Annotated in this window: 19 protein-coding genes and 2 riboswitches; of the genes, 3 read left to right on the top strand and 16 right to left on the bottom strand. The window is 44.0% G+C overall.

The genetic code is table 11. The features are described from left to right. Positions 1-16: 16 nt before the first annotated feature. From J7E35_RS13380 to J7E35_RS13340, 9 genes are all read right to left on the bottom strand, one after another. A complete protein-coding gene (locus J7E35_RS13380) occupies positions 17-676 on the bottom strand; it encodes a DsbA family oxidoreductase (RefSeq protein WP_353050372.1) in 660 nt (219 codons plus the stop codon). A gap of 154 nt (positions 677-830) precedes the next feature. Then, positions 831-1,283 (bottom strand): GNAT family N-acetyltransferase, encoded by a 453-nt coding sequence (locus J7E35_RS13375; protein WP_214780463.1) that lies wholly within the window; start codon positions 1,281-1,283, stop codon positions 831-833. Beyond that, positions 1,271-1,798, bottom strand: coding sequence for a P-loop NTPase family protein (locus J7E35_RS13370; RefSeq protein WP_483297662.1), 528 nt, complete (start codon positions 1,796-1,798; stop codon positions 1,271-1,273). The genes J7E35_RS13375 and J7E35_RS13370 overlap by 13 nt, the downstream gene beginning before the upstream one ends. A gap of 316 nt (positions 1,799-2,114) precedes the next feature. Beyond that, a complete protein-coding gene (locus tag J7E35_RS13365; RefSeq protein ID WP_214780460.1) occupies positions 2,115-2,954 on the bottom strand; it encodes an STAS domain-containing protein in 840 nt (279 codons plus the stop codon). Positions 2,955-3,240: 286 nt separating this feature from the next. Further along, positions 3,241-3,855, bottom strand: coding sequence for a protein kinase family protein (locus tag J7E35_RS13360; RefSeq protein ID WP_214780458.1), 615 nt, complete (start codon positions 3,853-3,855; stop codon positions 3,241-3,243). Between the two features lie 51 nt (positions 3,856-3,906). Further along, positions 3,907-4,305, bottom strand: coding sequence for a sporulation protein (locus J7E35_RS13355; RefSeq protein WP_214780456.1), 399 nt, complete (start codon positions 4,303-4,305; stop codon positions 3,907-3,909). Positions 4,306-4,325: 20 nt separating this feature from the next. Next, positions 4,326-4,451, bottom strand: a complete 126-nt coding sequence (locus tag J7E35_RS23510; protein ID WP_214780454.1) for an FbpB family small basic protein — start codon at positions 4,449-4,451, stop codon at positions 4,326-4,328. A 502-nt stretch (positions 4,452-4,953) separates the two neighbouring features. Next, positions 4,954-6,168, bottom strand: coding sequence for a DUF5667 domain-containing protein (locus tag J7E35_RS13345; protein WP_214780452.1), 1,215 nt, complete (start codon positions 6,166-6,168; stop codon positions 4,954-4,956). A gap of 88 nt (positions 6,169-6,256) precedes the next feature. Then, positions 6,257-6,340: riboswitch (cyclic di-GMP riboswitch) on the bottom strand. 67 nt (positions 6,341-6,407) lie between these two features. Then, positions 6,408-7,253, bottom strand: a complete 846-nt coding sequence (locus tag J7E35_RS13340) for a pirin family protein (protein ID WP_214780449.1) — start codon at positions 7,251-7,253, stop codon at positions 6,408-6,410. Positions 7,254-8,180: 927 nt separating this feature from the next. After that, positions 8,181-8,225, top strand: a riboswitch (PreQ1 riboswitch). Positions 8,226-8,231: 6 nt separating this feature from the next. Here J7E35_RS13340 and J7E35_RS13335 point away from each other — a divergent pair. Both J7E35_RS13335 and J7E35_RS13330 read left to right on the top strand, forming a co-directional pair. Beyond that, positions 8,232-8,717, top strand: a complete 486-nt coding sequence (locus J7E35_RS13335) for a QueT transporter family protein (RefSeq protein WP_214780447.1) — start codon at positions 8,232-8,234, stop codon at positions 8,715-8,717. 266 nt (positions 8,718-8,983) lie between these two features. Next, positions 8,984-10,402, top strand: coding sequence for a glycoside hydrolase family 18 protein (locus J7E35_RS13330; RefSeq protein WP_214780445.1), 1,419 nt, complete (start codon positions 8,984-8,986; stop codon positions 10,400-10,402). 96 nt (positions 10,403-10,498) lie between these two features. Here the strand turns inward: J7E35_RS13330 and J7E35_RS13325 are convergent, their stop codons facing one another. Continuing rightward, positions 10,499-11,248, bottom strand: coding sequence for a 2-phosphosulfolactate phosphatase (locus tag J7E35_RS13325; protein ID WP_214780443.1), 750 nt, complete (start codon positions 11,246-11,248; stop codon positions 10,499-10,501). Positions 11,249-11,561: 313 nt separating this feature from the next. Here J7E35_RS13325 and J7E35_RS13320 point away from each other — a divergent pair, with 313 nt between their 5' ends. Continuing rightward, on the top strand, positions 11,562-14,621 hold the full coding sequence (locus tag J7E35_RS13320; protein WP_214780441.1) for an efflux RND transporter permease subunit: 3,060 nt from the start codon (positions 11,562-11,564) through the stop codon (positions 14,619-14,621). 165 nt (positions 14,622-14,786) lie between these two features. On the opposite strand, the gene J7E35_RS13315 is transcribed toward J7E35_RS13320, so the two are convergent. From J7E35_RS13315 to J7E35_RS13290, 6 genes are all read right to left on the bottom strand, one after another. Next, the gene (locus J7E35_RS13315; RefSeq protein ID WP_251040972.1) at positions 14,787-16,796 is read right to left on the bottom strand and encodes a phospholipase D-like domain-containing protein; all 2,010 of its coding nucleotides are present in this window, start codon (positions 16,794-16,796) and stop codon (positions 14,787-14,789) included. A 279-nt stretch (positions 16,797-17,075) separates the two neighbouring features. Next, entirely contained in the window at positions 17,076-17,990 is a 915-nt protein-coding gene (locus tag J7E35_RS13310; protein ID WP_251040970.1) for an MBL fold metallo-hydrolase, read from the bottom strand. Between the two features lie 213 nt (positions 17,991-18,203). Continuing rightward, positions 18,204-18,866 carry an oxidoreductase gene (locus tag J7E35_RS13305; RefSeq protein WP_214780437.1) on the bottom strand — a complete coding sequence of 221 codons (663 nt, stop codon included), beginning with the start codon at positions 18,864-18,866 and terminating at the stop codon, positions 18,204-18,206. 110 nt (positions 18,867-18,976) lie between these two features. Next, positions 18,977-20,593: an FMN-binding glutamate synthase family protein gene (locus J7E35_RS13300; protein ID WP_214780435.1), complete on the bottom strand. Its 1,617-nt coding sequence runs from the start codon at positions 20,591-20,593 to the stop codon at positions 18,977-18,979. A 12-nt stretch (positions 20,594-20,605) separates the two neighbouring features. After that, positions 20,606-21,235 carry an NAD(P)H-binding protein gene (locus J7E35_RS13295; RefSeq protein ID WP_214780433.1) on the bottom strand — a complete coding sequence of 210 codons (630 nt, stop codon included), beginning with the start codon at positions 21,233-21,235 and terminating at the stop codon, positions 20,606-20,608. Between the two features lie 221 nt (positions 21,236-21,456). After that, the gene (locus tag J7E35_RS13290) at positions 21,457-21,840 is read right to left on the bottom strand and encodes a hypothetical protein (RefSeq protein ID WP_214780430.1); all 384 of its coding nucleotides are present in this window, start codon (positions 21,838-21,840) and stop codon (positions 21,457-21,459) included. Between the last annotated feature and the right edge of the window lie 195 nt (positions 21,841-22,035).

The raw sequence follows: 22,035 nt of genomic DNA, 5'->3' as shown, positions 1-22,035 counted from the left end.
AGAACTAGTCCCCGGACTAGTTCTTTTTATTAGGAATTTCGCAGCCATCGTCATCACAGATCATTCCGTCATCGCCGCTCAAAACGGTGATTTCATTTTCGGCAATGACTTTCTTTAGTGACTGGACAATCACATCAGTCGGCTGTGCACCGGTAATCGCATACTTTTTATTGATCAAAAAGAATGGTACACCTGTGATGCCGTACTGTTGCCCAGTACTTTCATCTGCACGGACTTCCTCGGCCATTTCATCGCTGGCAAGCATTTTCTCTACTGCTTCGCGGTCAAGCCCAACTTCAACAGCCAATTCTGTCAATGTTCCATGGTCTCCAATGTGCTTCGAATCGGTAAAGTAAGCACGTAATATTCTTTCAGTCATCTCTGCCATCAGTCCATGCTTTTTCGCAAACATCGTCAAACGGTGAGCATCAAATGTATTGGTCAAGATGAGTGTGTCAATATTATACTCAAGCCCGGATTCCTTCGCCATCTGCACCATATTTTGCGTGCTCGCTTTCGCCTGGTCAATGCTCATCCCATATTTTTTTGAAAGTGCTTCATACATATTATAATCGATATCCCGTTTCATGTTCGGATCGAGTTCAAAGCATCGATACGTCACTTCAATTGGGTGATCTATCTGTTTAATAGCGTCATCCAGACGCCTTTTGCCAATATAGCAGAACGGTCAAGCAAAGTCAGTCCACATTTCAATCTGCATGATGGATCCCTCCAGTTCGTTATTTCACATTATAGTATAGGTGTTAACCTTGTAAAATACACGAGATTCGACTCGGGGAGTGCAGACTTACCAATCCAGACAGTGACTTCTATTCTATTTCATAAACAATCCAGTCTGATTGTCTTCCACCCATTTTATTGTAAAGGCTTTGGGCAATATAATTATCCTTGGCCGTTTCCCATGTCATATAGGCAAATTCATTCTCCCTGATATGATTGAGGCATTTTTCAAATAGCTGTTCACCTACCCTCTTGCCTCTGGCGCCGTCTGCAACGAATAAATCATTCAGAATTGCTGCCCTTTTTACCTGAAGGGTGCTGAAAGTATAATACAAGGTTGCAAATCCAACGATTTCTCCTTCTAATTCTGCCACGAACTGCAAACCCGAGTCTGGATGATCAAGCAAGTGTTGAATCAAATTTTTCAGTTCAGCTCCATTCGGTTCGGGTTTCTTATAAAAATCTACTATATACTGGGTCATTAAGTGGTATAGCCTTAGAATGTCCCGTTCTTCAGCAGGTCGGATAGTCAGTTCTTCCATGACTTCTCCTCCGAAAATAAATTTTTCTCAAGCTCTGCAGGCTCTCTTACAATGCACAGCTTATTCTGATGGGTGCCAAGAATGGCTACGATTTCCTGTTTGCTCTTCTCCTCAAAATACCTATTCCAAATAAACATCTTCCTGAACATTTTAAAAGTCGGAACGTAATTTGCCTTTTCGAGTCCAAGCTTTTGCAAGACGAACCTTCTGATGATCCTGTATATCCGTTTTCTATAGGAAATGTCCAAAAATATGATCATATCTGCGTTTTCAAAGCTTTTCGAAACCCACTCATAATGGACACCCTCGATTATCCACGCATCCTCTTTAATGATAGACTGCAAATAGTCATCTCGGTCCTTTTCGCCGCGTCTAACATCCCCTGTATCTGTTCTTTGCCAGACAACATTGTCAAGCTCATGATGAGGCAAGTTGTATCGGGTTGAAAGGCTCCTGGCGAGGGTCGTCTTTCCGCTTGCAACAGACCCGATGATATGGATTTTATCAGGTTTCATTTTAGTCATAAAACATCATCACTTTGTCTTTAGATTAGGCTCTTTTCTCAAACTTTGCTGCTATTGACCGCAAAATAGGATTGAATGAACTATGTTTCTTTGCAAAGTTGACTCTAATAATGAGAAAAGAACATGCAAATTTAATACCGACCTACTAAATAGCTTGAATTACGTTTAAATCGGCTTTGGGATTTTAACAACAATCTTTACGAAAACAGACTTAGATTAAATAAAAAAATTCTCTTCTTATATGGTAATTCCTCCTTTTATCGCAAAAAAAAAAGCTGCCTGAGCAGCTTTTTCGAATCTATGCATTTTACAGAGTCTGGATCTCTTTGAATGCCTGATGAAGATTTGATTTTACCATTATGCCCTCAAGGTTTAGACCAAGCGTCACCATTGTATGGGCAACCTCAGGACGGATACCCGTCATGATTGTTTTTACCCCTACTAGTGACAGGGCGTTAATGACCTTGAACAGCTGGTCCGCAACCATCGTATCGACAATCATTACCCCGGACACATCAAAGATGAGGTGAGTAAGCTTGAGTTTTACAGCCTGGTCCAATGTTTCTTCCATCAATAGCTGGGCCCTTTCAGTATCAACGTTTCCGACAAGAGGCAATACACCGACTCCAGGCATTAATGGAACGACTGGCACTGACAGCTCAAGCAACGCTGTTTTGGCATTTTCAAGGCTTTTTTGGTGAGCGTCGACGAACGTAAGGCTGAAGCTGTATATAGCATGGTCCATTAATGGATCAATTATATCTAATACACCAAAGATGGCAGAAGCGGACATATCCTTCGCTTCTTCTTTGATTGCTCTCCAGATATGCTCTCGGTAATAGCTTGTATCTTTAAGTGCTTCATCGAGTGATGCACCGAGTTTGTAGATATACTCTCCGGTTTCTTTTCCCCAGTCTGTAATTTTATCAAATGCTTTTTCCTGGTCTTCATGATCAATCAATGCCTGGCCGAAAATTTCAATGAAGTTCGCCCGGATCTCAAGAATCTGCTGTTCAATTTTTCCAAGGTCATATTTCTGTGCTTCCGTTAAAACTGCTTCAGAATACCTATCTTTGTGGACAGATTTAGCGATTTCATGCTTCCTGCTGACAATTGCTTCTCCTAATGCTTGCAGTTCTGTGGTCATTTAGATTCCTCCATGTGTTCAATGACAATTTTATATATATGCTTCTACGGCTTATCTTCAAAATGCACTGTTATAAACCATCATACCGCAGGTTCAGAATGCAGGACAAGTTTTTGCACTTATAGGCCTTGCCCATCTTGTTCTGCTAAACAAGTGAGGCAGCATTTTTTTGCCTTTTCCGGCCTTCCATACGGGAAATATGTAATGGATAAAGACTGTTTCTTATACCTCCTTGCTTCGTAGGTATCTCATTGAGAAAAATAAAAAGAGGACTGGCAGCCATGCTTTAATTAATAGATGGCAGCAGTCCTTTTTTATAAATAAAAGCAATTATATTCATCGCAGGTTCTGGCATTTTCTTTGGAAAGCGGTCATGCCTGTAAAATTTATAAAAGGCCGTTTTTAAGTCCTCCCACTGGGAACATCGCTTTGTCTGCCTGAATCGAGCCACATCTATAAGCTTGACTTCATCATCTGGAGTGATGATAATGTTCCGCAAATGTATGTCGGATGGGTTTAATCCCTTCTCTCTCGCAAGCTTAAGGGCTTGATCGACTTCCTCAATGTGGCCCGCGGCAATCGGCATGCCATTTACCAAACATTGATAGAGTGTCATTCCTTGGACATAATCCATTACCAAATAATTGCTTCCCGATTCATGAAGAGCAGGGAAAAATGGATTTCCAGCAAGCTCCTTATAAATACCCGCTTCTTCTGCTGCAACCTTCTCAAACTGCGGAAAAAAAACCTTTAGAACAAGATCCGTTCCTTTGATTCTGAACGCAAAAGCACTTCTCCCTTCTCCAACCAGCTTTAGTGATGAATCTTTATGAACTAAAGCTGCTTTTGATCCTCGGATTGAATAAACAACACTGTTTGCCAGATGTTCATATTGATTCATTCTCTTGCCCCTTTCTCTATTTCCATAAAAGATGTAAAAGGTTTTTTATACTTACTGATTCCCTTTTACCACCTTGATCATATCTTCATCCCAGCTTTCTGTTCCCTGCTTAAAGACCAGCTTGGTTTTAAAATGATAAGAGATATCCTTGTTTGAAGGAGGAACATCCGCAGGCAGCAGGAAGCTGAACGGCACCTCATCATCCCCATCTGGCTGGATCCTTAACGGCACATCAATTGTGGCAGTATCCAGTACCTTTTCTGCTTCTGTCTTTAAGTTAACCATGACAAGGGCACACTCAATCAGCTGAAGGTCCTGGTCTACCGTACCTCCCTTGATCAAGAACTTTCCATTCACTGACTCCCCAGGAATTAAAACATCCTTCACCAAAATCAGGTCAATCTGGGCGGAGCCTACTCCCAGCAAAGACATATACTTCCGTAATAACATCCTGTTCCTCCGTCTATTAACTATTTTGGGTTGGTGTATTTGTCATCAAGCCGCTTCTCAATTATCTCGATCCGCTTTTGGTCTGCTAACAATTCTTCCTTGTTCTTTTTGACAAGATCATTAAAACTAATTCTTAATTTCTTCACAACATCCACACTCCAATACTTAAATTTATGTTTATCGTTAGGAAAATGCCTCTTTATATCTATAGAAGATTTATAAAATGTTTCTACATTCCTTTCTCATGCGCGTGCTTATGGGAAACCCTCTTTTCTACACTTTTCATTTTTACTTGAATGTGGCAAAGGGTACTTTATCGGCCTTATTGTGACCATAATTTCTCTCTTATGATCTTATAAAGGCTCATTCGTATATGGTTACCCATGAAAAGACCTTCACCCGCTCAGGTGAAGGTCCGAAAACAAATAAAGACCTTCACCAAAAAATATGGCAAAGGTCTTGCTAACAACGATCGTTGCCAACAAAGCCGGGAGTGATCTCCGTAATGACGACTCTGTTGTGAAAGCTACTCCCCTTTAGGAGAAACTATTCAAATGTATACGATTATGATACATGACTGGGCGCATTCCGTCAATTGATTGGAATCTAACTGCCAGGTAGTTTTCTGGCATTGACTTATGTTAACTTTTACTTACCGTTATTTTTCCCTTTTTCCTTGTTTCCCTTTTCATCACCGTCATCGTCCTGCTCATCATCTTCTTGGTTGGCTTCATCTTCTTGTTTTTCTTTATTTTTCTTGGCTTCTTCACGCTTTTTTTCTTCAGCTTTTTTGTCTGCTTCTCTTTGTTGCTCTTCAGCTTTTTTTGCATCTTCCTTTTGTTGCTTTTCTGCTTTTTCGGCTGCCTCTTTTTGCTTGGCTTCAGCTTTCTTTTCAGTCTCAAGTTGTTTTTCTTCAGCTTTTTTTGATGCTATAGCCTGTTTCTCTTCAGACTTCTTTTCATCTTTTTCAATACTTTGTGTCGAAGCAACACTCACCTGCTCTACAGTGGATTGTTCAGTGGCTGTCTCATCACTTTCATTTTCATTTACAACTTCAGTTTCATCCACTTGCTGTTCGGCTTCTTCTGTACTGCTCTCTTCTTCGGACGCCTCGATGTTTTCATCTGTTTCTGTATCTTCATCTATTTCTTTTTCAGATTCCTGTTTTTTGCCTGATGCGAGACCTTTCATTTGCGATGGATGGACACCTAGCTGTTTGGCGGCCTGTCCGAACCCAATCTTTTCCTCTGTATATAAGGCAGTGATTTCCTCGACTGTTTTGCCAGCTGCTTCTGCAAGCCAGAAGATTTGGGCGATTTGGCCATATCCTAACTCCTGTTCACGCAGCTGGGCAACCATTTCCTGGTCCAAGTCTTTCACAACATTAGCAACGATCTTTGCTTGCTCGGTTGCCTCTTCCACTTCTTCCTTCAGCTCATCCTCAAGGCCCTCAGTCAACTCATCTTCAACTTCAGATGCTTCTTCAAGCCCATCTGTCAGATTTTCTTCACCTTCAGCATCGGTCCCATCTTCTACAATCACTTCCGTTACCTTTTCCTGGGCTACCTCAAGTGCCGCTAAGTATTCCTCAAAGGCTGCTTGAACGAACTCTTCTTTTTCTTCAGCTGACATTGCTGTGGCCTCAGCTAATCTCTCATTCGCAAATTCAAGCAGAAGCTGGGCTTCTTGTTCATCATCGAAGGTTAGCAGAAGCTTCAATTCCTCAAACAATTGATCAAAGGTAAATAAAAACTCGTCAGGAGTCGTACCCGGATCTACCGTTTCGACTATCTCATCTGCAGAGACTCCTGTTCCAAAAGCCAGCATTCCTGTCAAAAATGTTGATGCTAAAATCTTCTTCATTCCAATACCTCCACTTTTACCATATTGGAATTAAAATCGACAAAAAAGTGCTGTCCGAAGAACAGCACATGCATAAGCTATGTGAATCTTCGGCAACTGGCTGGCATGGTCGATGACTTTAGCCCCTGTAGCTTTGCGTCCCCAGATTTCCCTGGGTTTGCCATTATCGGATTTTAATTCTACTTTTATCTTACTTTTTCGACAGAGAAAAATAAATAGAAACTTTAAAAAAGTTTGGTTTATTCAGCCGCAGTGCCGAATTTCCCTTCCTGATAATCACGGTAAGCCTGGCGAATCTCCTCCATCGAATTCATCACGAATGGTCCGTAGGCAACCACTTCCTCCTTGATTGGCTTACCGGAGTATACCAGCACGCGGGAACGCTGATTTGCTTTTAGTGAAATTTCACTTAGGCCTTCGCCGCCGTCTTTAAAGGTCAATGTTGCGGCGGAAGACTTTTTAAGGTTTGTATGGCTTGAGCCTGCCTGGACGTCACCTGAAAGTACATAAAGGAATGCGTTATGTCCTTCCGGCAATTCATATTCGTACTCCGCTCCCTCCGCCAGCTGAATTTCTGACAGGGTAAAAGGTACCAATGGTTCGAGAGGGCCTTTCACTCCCGCTGTTTCACCTGAATACACCTTTAAAGTTCCGCCTTTAAACTGGACAAGGGGTGCATGTTCGGAATACACGTTTTGATAAGAAGTGGCTGTGCCTTTCAACTCCTTAGGCAGATTCAGCCACAGCTGCAGTGTATGGGCAATATCGTTATCAACCGCCTCTTCAGCATGCCGCGCACCGCTGCCAGCGTTCATGTACTGAATGTCCCCAGACTCCATGATGCTGTGGCCGCCATGGTTGTCAATGTGCTCCAGCCTGCCGTCTATGATATAGGTGATTGTCTGGAAGCCGCGATGCGGGTGATCAGAAAAAGTACCACGCTTAAACCAGTCTTCCGCCATTAAAATGAAGGGGTCCAATTCCCTCCAGTTTTGGGGATTCAGCACAAGTCCTGCCTGGACATGCGGCATCCCTCTTTCCTCATATTGAACTGTCCAATGTTTCTTGACATCTCTTTTGAACATTTTGATAACCCCTTTATACTAGCTGTAGTGACTATCCCCAAATTATAACAATCCCGCGATATATTTTAAATAAGACTGCTTTCGAATGTTTTGATACTGTACGAACACGTACCGTTATCCGCACTCTTAAAGGTTTCGGGCTCTTTTCGAAAATGCTTCCCAATACAATATACGTCAATAATCGTAATAAGAGGAGTTATAAAGACCATACAGTGCCGAAAAAGCTGGTGGCGTGGTCTTTAGAGGAGTTATAAAGACCATCTAGTGCCGAAAAAGCGGGTGGCGTGGTCTTTAGAGGAGTTATAAAGACCATCTAGTGCCGAAAAAGCGGGTGGCGTGGTCTTTAGAGGAGTTATAAAGACCATCTAGTGCCGAAAAAGCGGGTGGCGTGGTCTTTAGAAGAGTTATAAAGACCATCGATAGCCCAAAAAAGCAGGTGGCGTGGCCTTTAGAGGAGTTATAAAGACCATACAGTGCCGAAAAAGCTGGTGGCGTGGTCTTTAGAGGAGTTATAAAGACCATCGATAGCCCAAAAAGCCGGCGGCGTGGTCTTTAGAAGAGTTATAAAGACCAGCCAGTGCCGAAATAGTGATTGGCGTGGTCTTTAGAGGAGTTATAAAGACCATCGGTAGCCCAAAAAGCGGGTGGCGTGGTCTTTAGAGGAGTTATAAAGACCAGCCAGTGCCGAAAAAATGATTGGCGTGGTCTTTAGAAGAGTTATAAAGGCCATCCAGTGCCCAAAAAGCAGGTGGCGTGGTCATAAGAGTAGAGTAAGAAAGTCACTTCAAAGAGGTAGCCTTATTAGCTTTCTTTCGAATGATACTGACTGGGCGCCTTTTATTTTTAGTCTTGGAAACCTACCTGTATTCTATAAAAATAGTATTGTGAGAAGGCCCTTTATCCTATATAATATTAAATTGGCTTTTAAATAACGTGGTTCGTAACCATCCCACGAAAAAAAACTAGGAGAGATGATAAATGAATACTAGAACGATTGTCCGGAACGGAATCCTAGCTGCTTTATACATTGCCGTTTCTGCCGTCTTCCAGCCATTTGGCTTCACCAATGTGCAGTTCCGCGTATCCGAAATGTTCAACCACTTGATCGTTTTCAATAAGAAATATTTCTTTGGAATAGTTTTAGGTGTATTTTTAACAAATCTGCTTTTCTCGCCAATGGTCGCATACGACCTTGTTTTTGGAGTCGGGCAGTCAGTAATATCGTTGCTGATCACGATTTTCACAGCAAAATATATTAAGAGTATCATGGGCCGTATGATGGTGAACACATTAGTCTTCACGTTCACGATGTTCCTGATTGCGATTGAACTAAACCTGGCATTCCAATTGCCATTCTGGTTCACATGGCTGACAACAGCTGCAGGTGAATTTACGGTAATGGCTGTAGGTATTCCTGTCATGCTTGCGATTCATAAGCGCGTAAACCTTGAAAAATTAGTGTAAGTTAGATGAAAACGCATGGACAAGGGGTCCATGCGTTTTGTTATGGGCTGAACCTGGAAACGCGCTGTAAACATAGATCTAAGTTTCCAATAAGACTTTCACCATACAAGCCAGATATCTTACTATGTTCTCTTTCGTTTCTTCACTTTCCTCCGCGAAAAATGTTTTCCAAATCTATTTAGAGATTAATAAACGTTCCTCCTTCAACATATAATGCCTTTTTTTCTCATAGCATATTGTAGGACTTTTTCCTGAGGGGGTTCATTATGATCATTCATGTTGTGCAAAGAGGGGAAGCTCTGTGGCAGATTTCAAACAGGTATCAGGTGAGCGTAACACAAATCAGCGAAATAAATGGCCTTGAAAACCCAAACCAATTGGCCGTGGGCCAGGCTTTGCTTATTCCATCTTATGATGCTTTCCATTCAGTTCAATATGGTGAAGCCTTATGGTCTATTGCCCAGCGTTACGGGACGACCGTAGATGCCATCATTCGGGCGAACGCCATCACCAACCCTTCTCTGATCTACCCTGGAACCGTACTCCGCATACCCGCTGCCCGCCACACCATTCAACGAGGTGAAACCCTATGGCAAATATCCCAGCGTTATGGTGTAACCGTACAGGCAATCATCAAGGCCAATCAAATTCAAAACCCGAATCTGCTTTATCCAGGGACGATCCTGGTCATTCCAAAACCGAAACCAATGATTGAATCGAATGCCTTCACTTACCATTCCGACGAAAAAGCCATTGAGCTGGTCGGCGAAGTTGCCGATCTGATGACCTATATCGCTCCATTCGCTTATGTCATCCAGCCTGACGGGTCTCTGGTCCTTTATATGAAGGACGACACCGAAGCTATCCAGACAGGACTGGCAAAAGGGGCACTGCCAATGATGTCGATCACCAACTTCACAGCCACTGAGGCTGGGGAGAATATTGCCCATGAAGTTCTTGCCAGTGAAGCAAATCGTAATACACTGCTCAACAATATAATTTCTGTCATGCGTGAAAAAGGTTACCGCGGCTTGAACATTGACTTTGAAAATGTCCTTCCTGCAGACCGAGAGCTTTATAATACATTTCTTCAAGAAGCCGTTGATACTCTTCATAAAGAAGGCTATTTCGTTTCAACTTCCCTTGCGCCGAAAGTCAGGGCAGACCAGAAAGGATTATTATACGAAGCGCATGATTATCCAGCACACGGCAGGATAGCAGATTTCGTCGTATTAATGACCTATGAGTGGGGATACCGTTATGGATCACCTCAGGCTGTTTCACCATTGAATGAAATCCGCAGGGTGCTTGATTATGCGGTTACGGCGATTCCAAGGAATAAAATCCTGATGGGCTTCCAGCTATATGCCAGAGACTGGGTCATCCCCCATGTCCAGGGCCAGCAAGCTGAAACATACAGCCCGCAGGAAGCAGTCAGCCGTGCCATCAAATATGGAGCTGCAATCCAATATGATACAGTGGCCGCTTCGCCTTATTTCCGCTATACCGATGAACAGGGCCGGCAACACGAAGTATGGTTCGAAGACGCTCGAAGTGCCCAGGCTAAGTTTGACCTGATTAAGCAGTACAACCTGCGTGGCGTCAGCTACTGGGTGCTTGGCTATCCATTCCCGCAAAACTGGGCATTGCTGGAGGAAAACTTCAATATAAAAAAATTGACATAGATCCCTGTTTGAAAGTGCCAGGCTAAAAGCCAGGGGCTCCTAGGCAGGGGCTCCTAGCCAGTGGCCCCAAGCCAAGGGCTCCTAGCCAGGCACTTTCTATTTATATATGATAAACCTTCCGTCTTTTAAAACGGGCACGATGTCCGTAAGATTTAATTGGCTGCAATAGTGTACATCTTCCTCAAAACCTCTTTCACGCAATTCACGTCCGCTGCCTGAATCCCAAATCAATTCTTTTAAGCGAGATTCTGAACTTTTAAAAGCTCCTGAGCAAACCTCTGCTTCCGGAGATTTTTTACCGCCCAGCTCTGCAAGGATTGCACCAGCACCTAAATAGTCCTCAATCGACGGCCTTAGCCGATCTTCATTTTCACGAGCATCATTCCACATTTCCCCGCATGGCACGACTGTGATGTCTGCACCTGTTTTCTGCTGCAGCTTATCGGCTAGAACAGCTGCTGCTGAAGCATTGAGGAATGACCCGATCAACAGCGCCGGCACACTGGAAGCAATCCACGAACAATATGCACCATTATGAGAAGTTAAAACATAACGCTCGTTGCAATGCTCCTCATTAAATGTCACCGGCGACAAGCTGGGATTACCCGTCCTTGCTGCTTCTGCCCTGCCAAGTATATACTTGGCCCTAATGCTGCTTGCATATTTTTTCCCATCGAGATTTGGAGGATAGGGAAAGATAATTGCCCCCGCACTCAATGCAGCGACAATTGTTGAGGAAAAGCTTAGTACATCAACAATGATGACTATATCCCCACGCTCCGCTGCTTCCCTCGCCCCGCGCCTCCCCCATTCCAGTTTGCATTCATAAGGAGACTGACTGAACATTTGAACTCACCTCTCATTTTTCTATGGACATTAACTATTCTCCTTTTTACTGCCTATTCCTTCTCAGTCTTCAGCCCTATATAAAAATCTGTCTCAGGCTCATTATGCGACTCTTCTTCAAGGGATAAAATGGAAATATCTTAAAGGACCTAAAAAATTCTATTTTTCACTCAGCTCCATTTATGGAAATGTAATTATAAATTTACAAAATAATAGTTATATTTTCCTATAAAATTGTGTATAATCTGTCCTCGGGTGCATAAAATAGAAATTTTTTACATTCCTATTTTGCGATAGTATTGGGGAGGATCTTATGAGTTTATTGAAATTTATTGTTCAAAGAAAAATCTTGGTCAGTTTAATGGTTGTATTAGTTTTATTGATTGGCAGCTTTTCAGTTTTAAAGCTGGATAAGGAGCTCTTTCCATCGATCAAGATGGACGGTGCTTATGTCGAAATCTATGCTGGGGAGATGGCGGCAATTGAAGTCGAAAGAACCATCACTTCTCCGCTCGAAAAAAAGATCCTCGGCATTGAAGGCGTAGAGGAAGTCCTTTCGAGCAGCAATATCGGAAAAAGCTCCATGCAGCTCACGATTGAACGCGGGCGAGGAGAGGAAGTGTTCAAGGAAGTCGAGTCGGTGGTGAATTCCACAACTTCTGATATAAGCGGTGTCAAAGACGTGATGACCGGACAATTCGGCACTAGCCAGGCTTACGACTTTTTCATGGATGTTTCTGGCTCTGACATGGAGAAGATGACAGCCTTTGCTAAGAATATCCTGGAACCGAGGCTGGAAGCTCTTCCTGAGGTACATGATGTTTCGCTGTCAGGCAGCCTGGAAAAAGAAGTGACTGTAGAACTTAAGCGTGAGGAACTATTAAAAAATGGGCTGGATGCAGCACAGGTGATTGGCGCCATCCAGCAGGCAAACAATGAAGCAACCCTGGGCCAGTTGAATAACGAAACAAACTCTCCTTCCCTTAGATGGAATACACAGCCAGAATCAGTTGAGAATGTTAAAAACCTGCAGATTCCGGCAGCGAACGGTTTTATCAAATTATCCGAAATTGCAAACGTAAAATTACAGCCACTGGAAAGCTCCTCATTCGTCTGGAAAAATGGCTCGAAGGATTTCATTTTTGTCCAAGTAGGCAGAGTAGCCGATGCCACTCAAATCGAGATGGCCGAAGCGGTGCGAGAAGAAATCAAACAAATCCGCGAAGATGGCTTGGTCAGCGGCGTAGAATTGAATGAAATGGTCGCCCAGGCGGATTATGTCAAGGACTCAATAGATGGAGTGACAAGCAACATCCTGATTGGAGCTGCTATTGCCGTTGCAATCCTTATGCTGTTCTTGAGAAATATCCGCGCTACACTGATCGTCGGATTATCGATCCCAACATCAGTACTGCTCACTTTTGCTTCGATGTGGGTTTTTGGTTACAGCTTCAATATGCTGACCCTGATTGGTCTCGGACTTGGGATCGGAATGATGGTCGATTCATCCATCGTTATTCTTGAATCCATTTACCGTAAGAAAGAGCTTGGAACCAATAATATGGAGGCTGTAATACAAGGAACCCAGGAAGTAGCCACAGCCGTACTGGCTTCGATGCTGACGACGATTGTTGTCTTTTTGCCAATCGGCCTGCTTGGCGGTGAGATGGGTTCGTTCATGATCATCCTTTCTGTTGTCGTCGCCATTACTCTCATTAGCTCTGTGATTGTTTCGTTCACTTTGATTCCTTCTCTATCCGAGAAGTTTCTGAAGCTGAAAAAGAAAGAAAATACCAAGAAGGAAGGCCGGCGTGTACGCGGGTACAGCAAAATGATTTCCTGGACCATCAAGAAAAAGCGCCACAGCTTTGCTATCATCGGACTGTTCTTCCTGATGCTCATCGGATCCCTGATGCTGGTGACAAAGATTCCAATGACCATCATGCCGGACATGATGAACCGTTATGCTGAACTTTTGGTAACCGTCGAACCGGGGCTCAGCCTGGAAGAAAAACAGGAAATCGTAACCGAAATGAACAAAGCATTAGACGGAATTAAAGATGTTGAATCAAATTATGTGATGGATAATGGCAACATGATGTACACCATCATCAACATGACAAAAGGCGATAAAATCACAAGAGAACAAAAAGATGTAAATGAGGAAATTCTTAAGTCATTAAGAGATCTTGATGAGAAGGTTCCTTTGAAGAGCGCAGCAGCGGCCATGTCTGGAGGGGGCGGGTCCCCTGTTCAAATCAATATCTCAGGTGAAAGCTTTGATGAACTCCAAACAATTGCTGATGGATTTATAGGAGAGCTGAAGTCTATCGAAGGAATTGTCGCGGTCGAAAACTCCATTGAAAGGACTTCTGTTGAACAAGTCGTACAACTGAATGAATCTGAAATGGAAAAAGCGGGATTGTCCCAGCCGCAAATCAAGCAATTCATCGAACAGGCCTTTTTACAGATGCCTGTAGGTGAACTGAAAATCAATGAGGAAAACGTTCCGTTAAAAGTGAAGTGGGATGAAGAGATGACGACCAAATCCGCTTTGCTTGACCTGATAGTCCCAACTCCTTCAGGTGAAAAAAAGCTATCTGAATTCATCTCATTGAAGAGTGTCGAAAATCCAAATGAAATCTCGCACAAGGATGGCGAACGTTATATCTCGATTTCGGCAGATATTGAAGGTAAAGACCTTGGCACCATCAACCGTGAAGTCCAAAAGCTAATGGACAAATATGATGTACCAGAAGGCTACAGCATTGCACCTGCAGGAGATCTTGAGCAGCAGCAGGAAATGGTTCAGGATATGGTTCTGATCCTGGCGATTTCCATCTTCCTTGTCTACCTGGTCATGGCCGTCCAGTTCAACCACCTGGGCCACCCGCTGATCGTCATGTCGGTCATTCCGATGACCATCGTCGGCGTCATCCTTGGATTATCCCTGACACAGCAGGAATTAAGCATCATGTCCGGAATGGGCATCATCATGCTGATCGGGATTGTTTTGAATAACGCGATTTTATTGATCGACCGCACAAACCAGCTGAGAAACGAAGGCTGCACTGTTCAGGAAGCACTGGTTGAAGCAGGCAAAAACCGTATCCGCCCTATTTTGATGACGACACTGACAACAGTTGGCGGCATGCTGCCACTGGCATTGGCTACCGGAGGATCAGGCAATTACCAGGCACCAATGGCAACAGCCATCATTGCCGGCCTGAGCTTTGCAACACTAATCACTTTGCTGTTAATCCCGGCCGTTTACCGCATCTTCACAAGAAGCGCTGAAAAGCGAAGCTGGTTCAGCAGAAAAGCCAAGAAAAGACAAGATTCCATCACACCTGTTTCAGAGATTTTGAGCTAAACAGCGATATGAGGCAAAACGATTATTTTCATCGTTTTGCCTTCTTGCTTTTTCAGGGCTGTATCAGGACAGCCTGGATTTTTTCATGCGCGATCTCTCATTGAGCATTTTGTGCTATCGCTATAAATTTAAAGTGCCTAACCACTTGGTTAGACACCTTTTTTGTTACTGCAATATTCCGCCAGCCTGGACGTAGCGTGCATTGAACTCCTGTACGAACTGGTTGGTGATGGCTGCGTCATGGATGATCAGCATGTTCTCATCATTCACATTGTTTCCGTTGTTGCTCCAGTTGGTTGATCCGACGATGACAGTCGGGTCACTGTCTGTATCGGCATCAATCAGCATTGTTTTGCTGTGGAGTTTGCGTGTCTCTGCATCCGCGTAAACAGGTGCTGGGTTATTCCAGCGCGTGTTTGGATTGTTCACGCTTGTCTGTGAAGCAGTCCGCCCTGTCATATCGACACTCGCAGACCACCACTGGTTCCAAAAATCTGAGTCGAACAACCCTTTTACATCAAAACCAGTCAAGGTTCCTTCTCTATCATTGTAGGACCCTTCCCACTTATTCTTCAATTCATCCGCTAACGCCTGGTCGCTCCAGGCAAAAATCGAAAAGTATGTATTGAAGTCAGCTTCGTTGCGAATCAAATCGGCCATTTTCCCAACAGCATTGTCCCCTGCTGAAAAATAGATTTCGACTTTTTTTCCGTTGATATCTATCACATGTGTTGTATTATCTGTTTTACGCGTGCTGAAGTTCGATGCGACCGGATCTGGATTCACTGTATTGCTGCCCCACATCTCATTGAATTCCGTTTCATAAATACCTGCCAGCTGTGGCCAGTTGATTTCGACAATCTGGTTCTGGTTGCCGTCAAGGATTCCCTGCTGCATGTTTTCATCTGAACCATACAAGCCAGTGACGGTAAAATTCCATGTCCCTGTGAATACCCAGCGGTTATCCACAATCGCGAATTTATTGTGCATCTGGTTGCCAGGACTATAGTAGCTTCCTGCCGCTTTTGCCTCAGCATCAACAAACAGTCTGCCAGTCGTTGTACTATTTCCGACAGTCACAGTTACCTGTGCTATATCACTTACACTGGCCGGCAATCCTATAGCTGTTCTTTTCACACTGTCCTCCACGGCAAACATCGGTGAGTCTGAAAAAACCACAATGTCATCTGCGGTGCCGATTTTCGCATCCACCCCTCGCACCATTTTTTCCAGGTAAAGTCGCATCGTTTCAAATCGTTCCGCATAGTGAGGGTCTGCTGCGTCCTTTGAATCTGCAATAACCCGTACATCTACACCCTGTGCTGCTTTTGCCATCAATGTATCAACCACTCGCGGGAGGTTAATTTCATATGTAGCAAAATCAATACTTTTTGTTGCCAAGTTCAGCCTCTTGATTAAAATATCCTCAAAGTTCACATTATAGTTCGCTTCGTTCCCTGCTGAAGCATACTGTGGAAATGCACATTTATTAAAATAAACATTCATTGCTCCCTCAGCTTCGGAAATATTATTCAGGCGCTGGGTCCTGTCATCACATACACTCGGTGCCTCAGGAGGTGTGGAACCGCCACCTGCATCGCCGCCAGAACCGCTGCCATCCGTGCCTGTAGAATTGAAGGCCTTCGGTGTTCCAATACCATCAGCATAGCTTTCATTCGCAGTCGCCCAGTTCGTGGAATCCAGACCGGAAACACCTGGGTCGATTCGTTCCATTGTCGCTTTTGCCGTATTATCTCCTGCATACCAGCTGTCAACCTCGTCGATTACAGTACCGGATGCATCAATCAATTTAAGATGTTCAACAGTATTCCCCAGTGAGCCGCTATAAACAAGGTCAGCTTGTATTCCTGTAACGGATAGGTCATCTGTCTTTTCAAGTAAAAAATAGCCATTTGCCGGAAGAGTGCCGCTTAGCGTGATGGCAGGTGCACCATCGGTGGCATTCAGCTTCCAGCCGTCCAGCACTACATCTGAGCCGGAATTGTTATAAAGCTCAATCCATTCATCGCTGTAGCTGTTGTTCGTACCCATCCAGGCAACTTCACTGATGACTACATTCGCAGCCTCAGCAGCATTCACGGTTGGCGCACTGGTCATGAATGATGGGTAAAGAGTTGAAAACAATAGGATCATTGCTGGTAAAACAGAAATCATTTTCTTCAACTTTGACTACCTCCTCAAATATAAATCCAAGATAATCATAATGTAAAAAAGTTGTCGAAATATGGTGGATTTGTAAATTTTCCGAAAAATGATTCCTATTGAGGAGTTTAAATTTGTGTGATGAATCACAAAAGAAACTAATGACCCAGTAACCTTCCATCCTGTTTCCATTCCCGGGAAGAAAAAAAAGATTCCACTGAATATGGAATCTTTGCACTTATAAAACTGCTGTAGGAGGAGAACAGACACCCTGGCTTGGAAAGATCACATTCAAACTTTGTCCAACCGCCACCAGTCTGATCTTGGCTGGTCACCAGCACTCACTGTAAAAGTCTCGCCTATCTTAGGCGTTGCAATATCAACTCCGGCTTCTTCCGCTTTCCTGACCGCCCTCTCGACCGGGTCATGCCATGCATGCAGCGACAAGGTGAAAGCTCCCCAGTGTACAGGAACAAGCAGCTTCCCTTTTACATCCTGATGTGCCTGAACTGTTTCTTCGGGCAGCATATGGATCGCGGCCCAGCGAGCGTCATACTGGCCGCATTCCATCAGGGTTAAATCAAATGGGCCGTATTTTTCGCCGATTTCTTTAAAATGCGGACCATATCCACCATCTCCGCTGAAAAAGATTTTTGTCTCCTGGCCAATGATTGCCCAAGACGACCAGAGGGTGGCATCCCTGTCGTTAAGACTTCGGCCTGAAAAATGGCGGGCAGGAGTACAGGCAAGCTGGAGTCCTTCGAAGGTTACTTCATCCCACCAGTCATGCTCCTGGATGGTTTCAGGAGCGATTCCCCATCGCTGTAAATGCGCCCCTACTCCGAGTGGAGCGATAAAGTTCTTCACCTTGTCCTTTAGCTTCATGATCGAACCATAATCGAGATGGTCATAATGGTCGTGTGAAAGCACAACTGCATCTACAACCGGAAGTTCTTCTATCTTAAAAGGCAGCTCCCTGCTGTACCGCTGATTTCTTACCGGGAAAGGAGTTGGCGCTTTCCCGAACATCGGATCGAATAAAAGAGTTTTGCCTTCTATCTCCAGCAGGAAGGCGGAGTGGCCAAACCAGGTTACACTCGCTGCTGCATCTCTTTTTGGCCCACGTGCATAACTTGCCATCGGAAGTGGTGCTTCCGGCCTTCTCTCCGGACTGCCTTTTAAAAAATCCTTCATCATGGATATCATCGAGCTGAAGCTCGTATCCCAGGAAGTTTCAACCTGGTTGGCAAACTTACCGTTCCGATATTGCGGAGACCTCGCGTATATAGATCTTCTTTTTTTCGTATGCTTACCGCCAAATGCCGGATAGTAATTCAGGACTGCATAGGCTGCAAATACAATCACAGCCAGGATTATTAGTATATTTAACATGATTTCTACCTCATTAGTTCTGATTGATCATCGGCCTATTTCCTGGATTCTTTCAGAAGGATATACGGTCAGTCCCGGCGCATCCTTCTGGGCAACTTGATACATGGCCGACGCAACTGTCCTGCCTTCAATCGCTTTATATTTCTTGAATGGCCCCCTAAAGAGAAAAGGCACTTTTGTGAAAATAGCGGCTGCCGCCTTCTCACCAAGCCTAAATTCATTACGCTCTCCCAATAACAATGATGGACGGAAGATTGCAGTTGTTTCAAATGGGATTTGTTTAACTTCTTCTTCAAGCTTCCCTTTCATTTTTGGATAAAAAATAGGGGATCCAGGATCGGCATTCATCGAGCTGACAAGCAAAAATTTCTTCGCACCCTGTGAACTGGCCAATCTGGCAATCGCTACTGGATAATCGACATCAATTTTCCACATCGCTTCCTTCGTCTTCGCCTTCTTGATCGTCGTCCCCAGGGCGCAGAAGACATCTTCAACAGAAAAAAACTCTTTGTATTGTTCCAGGTGATCAAATTCCACGATTCTTTCATCCAGCTTAGGATGCTCTATCCCAATCGGCCTTCTCACAATCGCAACAACTTTATCGTATTCATTCGCATTTAATAAAAACTGCAAAAGTTCTTTTCCAATCAAACCGGTCGCACCGGCAATCAAAGCTGTTTTACCCGCCAAGCAAGTAACCCCCTAATAGAAAGCATGATACTCTATTATTTCACAATTTGGCTGAGAAGAAAATTTAAAAGCAAGAAAGCCAGCCCGCAATTGGACTGGCTGCCATGATTCTAGTTTACCTTACTTTCCTTTTGCAACTGAGTCCTTCTTGCAGCGATGATCAAATCTTCTACCGGAGATACACGTCCGAGTTCGTCTTTATGAACAATGTGCTTCCTTTCGAATTGTGTCGGGCTGTCAATTCCAGCAGCCGCTGCCAAATTGTAAAGTCCTTCACGCAGGGAAATGATATAGTTGGCAACCCGGTACATTTTTTCTTCTACAACCAGCCCATCCTGCAGCTTTTTATCTGTAGTAGCTACACCTGCCGGGCATGTATTCGAGTGGCATACCTGTGCCATGATGCAGCCGACGCTGATCATCATCCCACGGGCTATATTCACAAGATCTGCTCCCATAGCCAGGGCGATGGCGATTTTATCAGGAGTGATCAGTTTTCCTGATGCAATCAGCTTGACTCTGTCTCTGATTCCATATTGGCGAAGCATTTCGTCCACAACAGGAAGCGCTGAGTTGATAGGAAGGCCAACCGTGTCCGCCAGCTCTTGATAGGTTGCACCCGTGCCGCCTTCCCCGCCGTCAACCGTAATGAAGTCAGGGCCTTTCCCGCTTTCTTTCATGTAGGAAATCATGTTTTCTAGCGCATCCATATCACCAACGACAATCTTGATTCCAACCGGCTTTCCGCCAACCGAACGCAATTCCTCAATCCAATCAAACATGGAAGGGACGTCGCTGAACTCATAAAATCTGTTCGGACTGTTAATTGTCTTACCCACTTCAACAAGGCGTATTTTTGCGATTTCTTCGGTTACCTTTTCCCCTTCAACATGGCCTCCGCGTGTTTTCGCTCCCTGGGCAAGCTTGATTTCAAAAGCTTTAACCTGGGGCATTTCACTCTTCTTCTTGAACTCTTCCCACGAAAACTCGCCGTTCGGCTTGCGGACTCCAAATAAATCTGGCCCGATTTGCATCATGATATCCGGATTTCCGGCGAGATGATGTTCAGACAATCCGCCTTCACCTGAATTCATCCACGTTCCGCCTGCAAGTCCCAGGCCTTTGGACATCGCCTGGATTGCTTTTTCCCCAAGTGCCCCATAGCTCATCGCAGACTGGCCTACCTGGCCTTTTACACGGAATGGATAGCGGCAAGTGTGCCCGCCAAGCACTACAGCGTCATCATCCTGCAAATAATAAGGGTCAGCCAGTTTTTCCTCGCTATGTTCTTTTCTTGTAAAAAGGCCCTCCCCATCAATCTTGTAAACTCTTGTTTTAATTTTTTCCGCGTTATCGACCTTCATTTCATTAGTCAATTTAGGAAAAAGTGTATTTCTGATGTAAAAGCCTTCAGCGTCGAAATCCTTTAATGAACCGAAACCGATTAATCTATCCTTATACTTGCCTGCCTTGACGACATCCTGATATTCCTTGCGTGAAAAAGGCTTCCCCTCATTATCTCCATTGAATAAATATTGTCTTAGCTCTGGACCAATATGCTCGGTAAAATAACGAACCTTTCCGAGCACGGGGAAATTCCTTAAAATTGAATGCTGCTGCTGGTTATCGTCTTTAATGTATAAATAGATAAATAGAAGGACCGGCACCAGGATAATCAAAGCTATGAAAATAAACAAGCCGATCACTAGATAGTCCGTCAAACCCATTGAAATCCTCCTTTATAATGAAGATAAAGCTTTTGTTATGACTGTATCTCCTTCTGCCACCTCGAAAGTCTTGTTAAAAGCGGCCTCGTTTTCGAGCGACATGACCAGCACCTCCGCGATATCCTCTTGTGAAATTTCAAGCTCATTCGAATCCAGTGTTTCACCTGCAGATATTTTTCCATTACCAGGTTTGTCTGTAAATGCTCCCGGCTGCACGATGGTATATGTCAAATTTGATTGCCGCAGCAACTCATCGGGCATCTCTTTCGCGCCAATTTCCCGGCTGTCATCTCCTGCCTCTTCATTGGCCATGATTGCGCTCATCATCACAAAACGCTTGACGCCCTGCTTCTCTGCTTCCTTTACAGTCTCAATGACCGACTCATGATCTACCATTACTGTTCTCCCAGTTTTAGCCTTAGGATTGATACCAGTAAGATAAATGGCAGCATCATATCCGTGGAATAAGTTCGGCAGGATTCTTTCTTCATATAGAACTACTTCTGTAGCTCCTCTCTTTTTCAGCAGCTCGATTTGATTTTCATCGCTGACGACTGCGCAGGATGTATATCCATTTTCCATCAGCTTACTGACAACAAACTCCCCGACACTGCTATGCGCACCAATCACGATTACCTTCATTACATTCCCTCCTTTGTAAAAAAGAGAAACAGATTAACCGTTTCTCTTTTCCCCTTTTGATTCGTCTTGAAAAAGTAACACAGTCTTATCTACATTCATTCTTCCTGACTAATTTGGAAGGTAATAATAAGAGAACCTATCATAAACGAACGAAATGTTGCTTTAATGGTCGTATACCACAAGCGAAAGCCCGCTAAACGATTAGTCAGCGGGCTTGCTTTTTATAAGTTTTCATTCAAGTATTCCTTCGCTTCCTCAGGAGAGGCGAATGGTTTTATAAAGGTAACTTCTTTGCCGTCGTTGGCAACTGCCAGGAATCCATCCGCTACCTGAATAATATCTGCAGAAACATTCTTCTGTCCCTCTGGTTCCACGGTATCAGCGATTGTGGCCTGCCCCTTATCAACCCAGGATTGAACCTCAACAGCATAAGCATCATAATCCATTCCTTCATAGAACCTTTCCTGCAGGTAATCCGTGGTCACCGGATCCTCCTCAGTCTTCACTTCCGTTTCCGGCGGTCCCTCCTGCCCAATTTCACTATCATCAGCGCTGCATCCAGCAAGGATCCCAGCCGCTGCTAAAGATATAAGTATTTTCTTCATAAGATCCTCCTTCTTGTAAGATTCTCTTATCATCCTTTTACCCTAAATACCAGGCAGAAAAAGTATTCGTGACTATTTGGATGGAATTGGAAAAGTCAGTGTAGAAATACTTAACTAGTTAAGTTGAAATCTATCAAATGGTATTAAATTTGTTACAAATGGGATTATAACTCTTTCGTTTGTTAAAACTGGGAT

Source organism: Bacillus sp. ISL-45, from assembly GCF_018613195.1.
Lineage (GTDB): Bacteria > Bacillota > Bacilli > Bacillales > Cytobacillaceae > Mesobacillus.
Note: the sequence above shows the minus strand (reverse complement) of the source record. Positions and strands in the feature narration are given on the sequence as shown.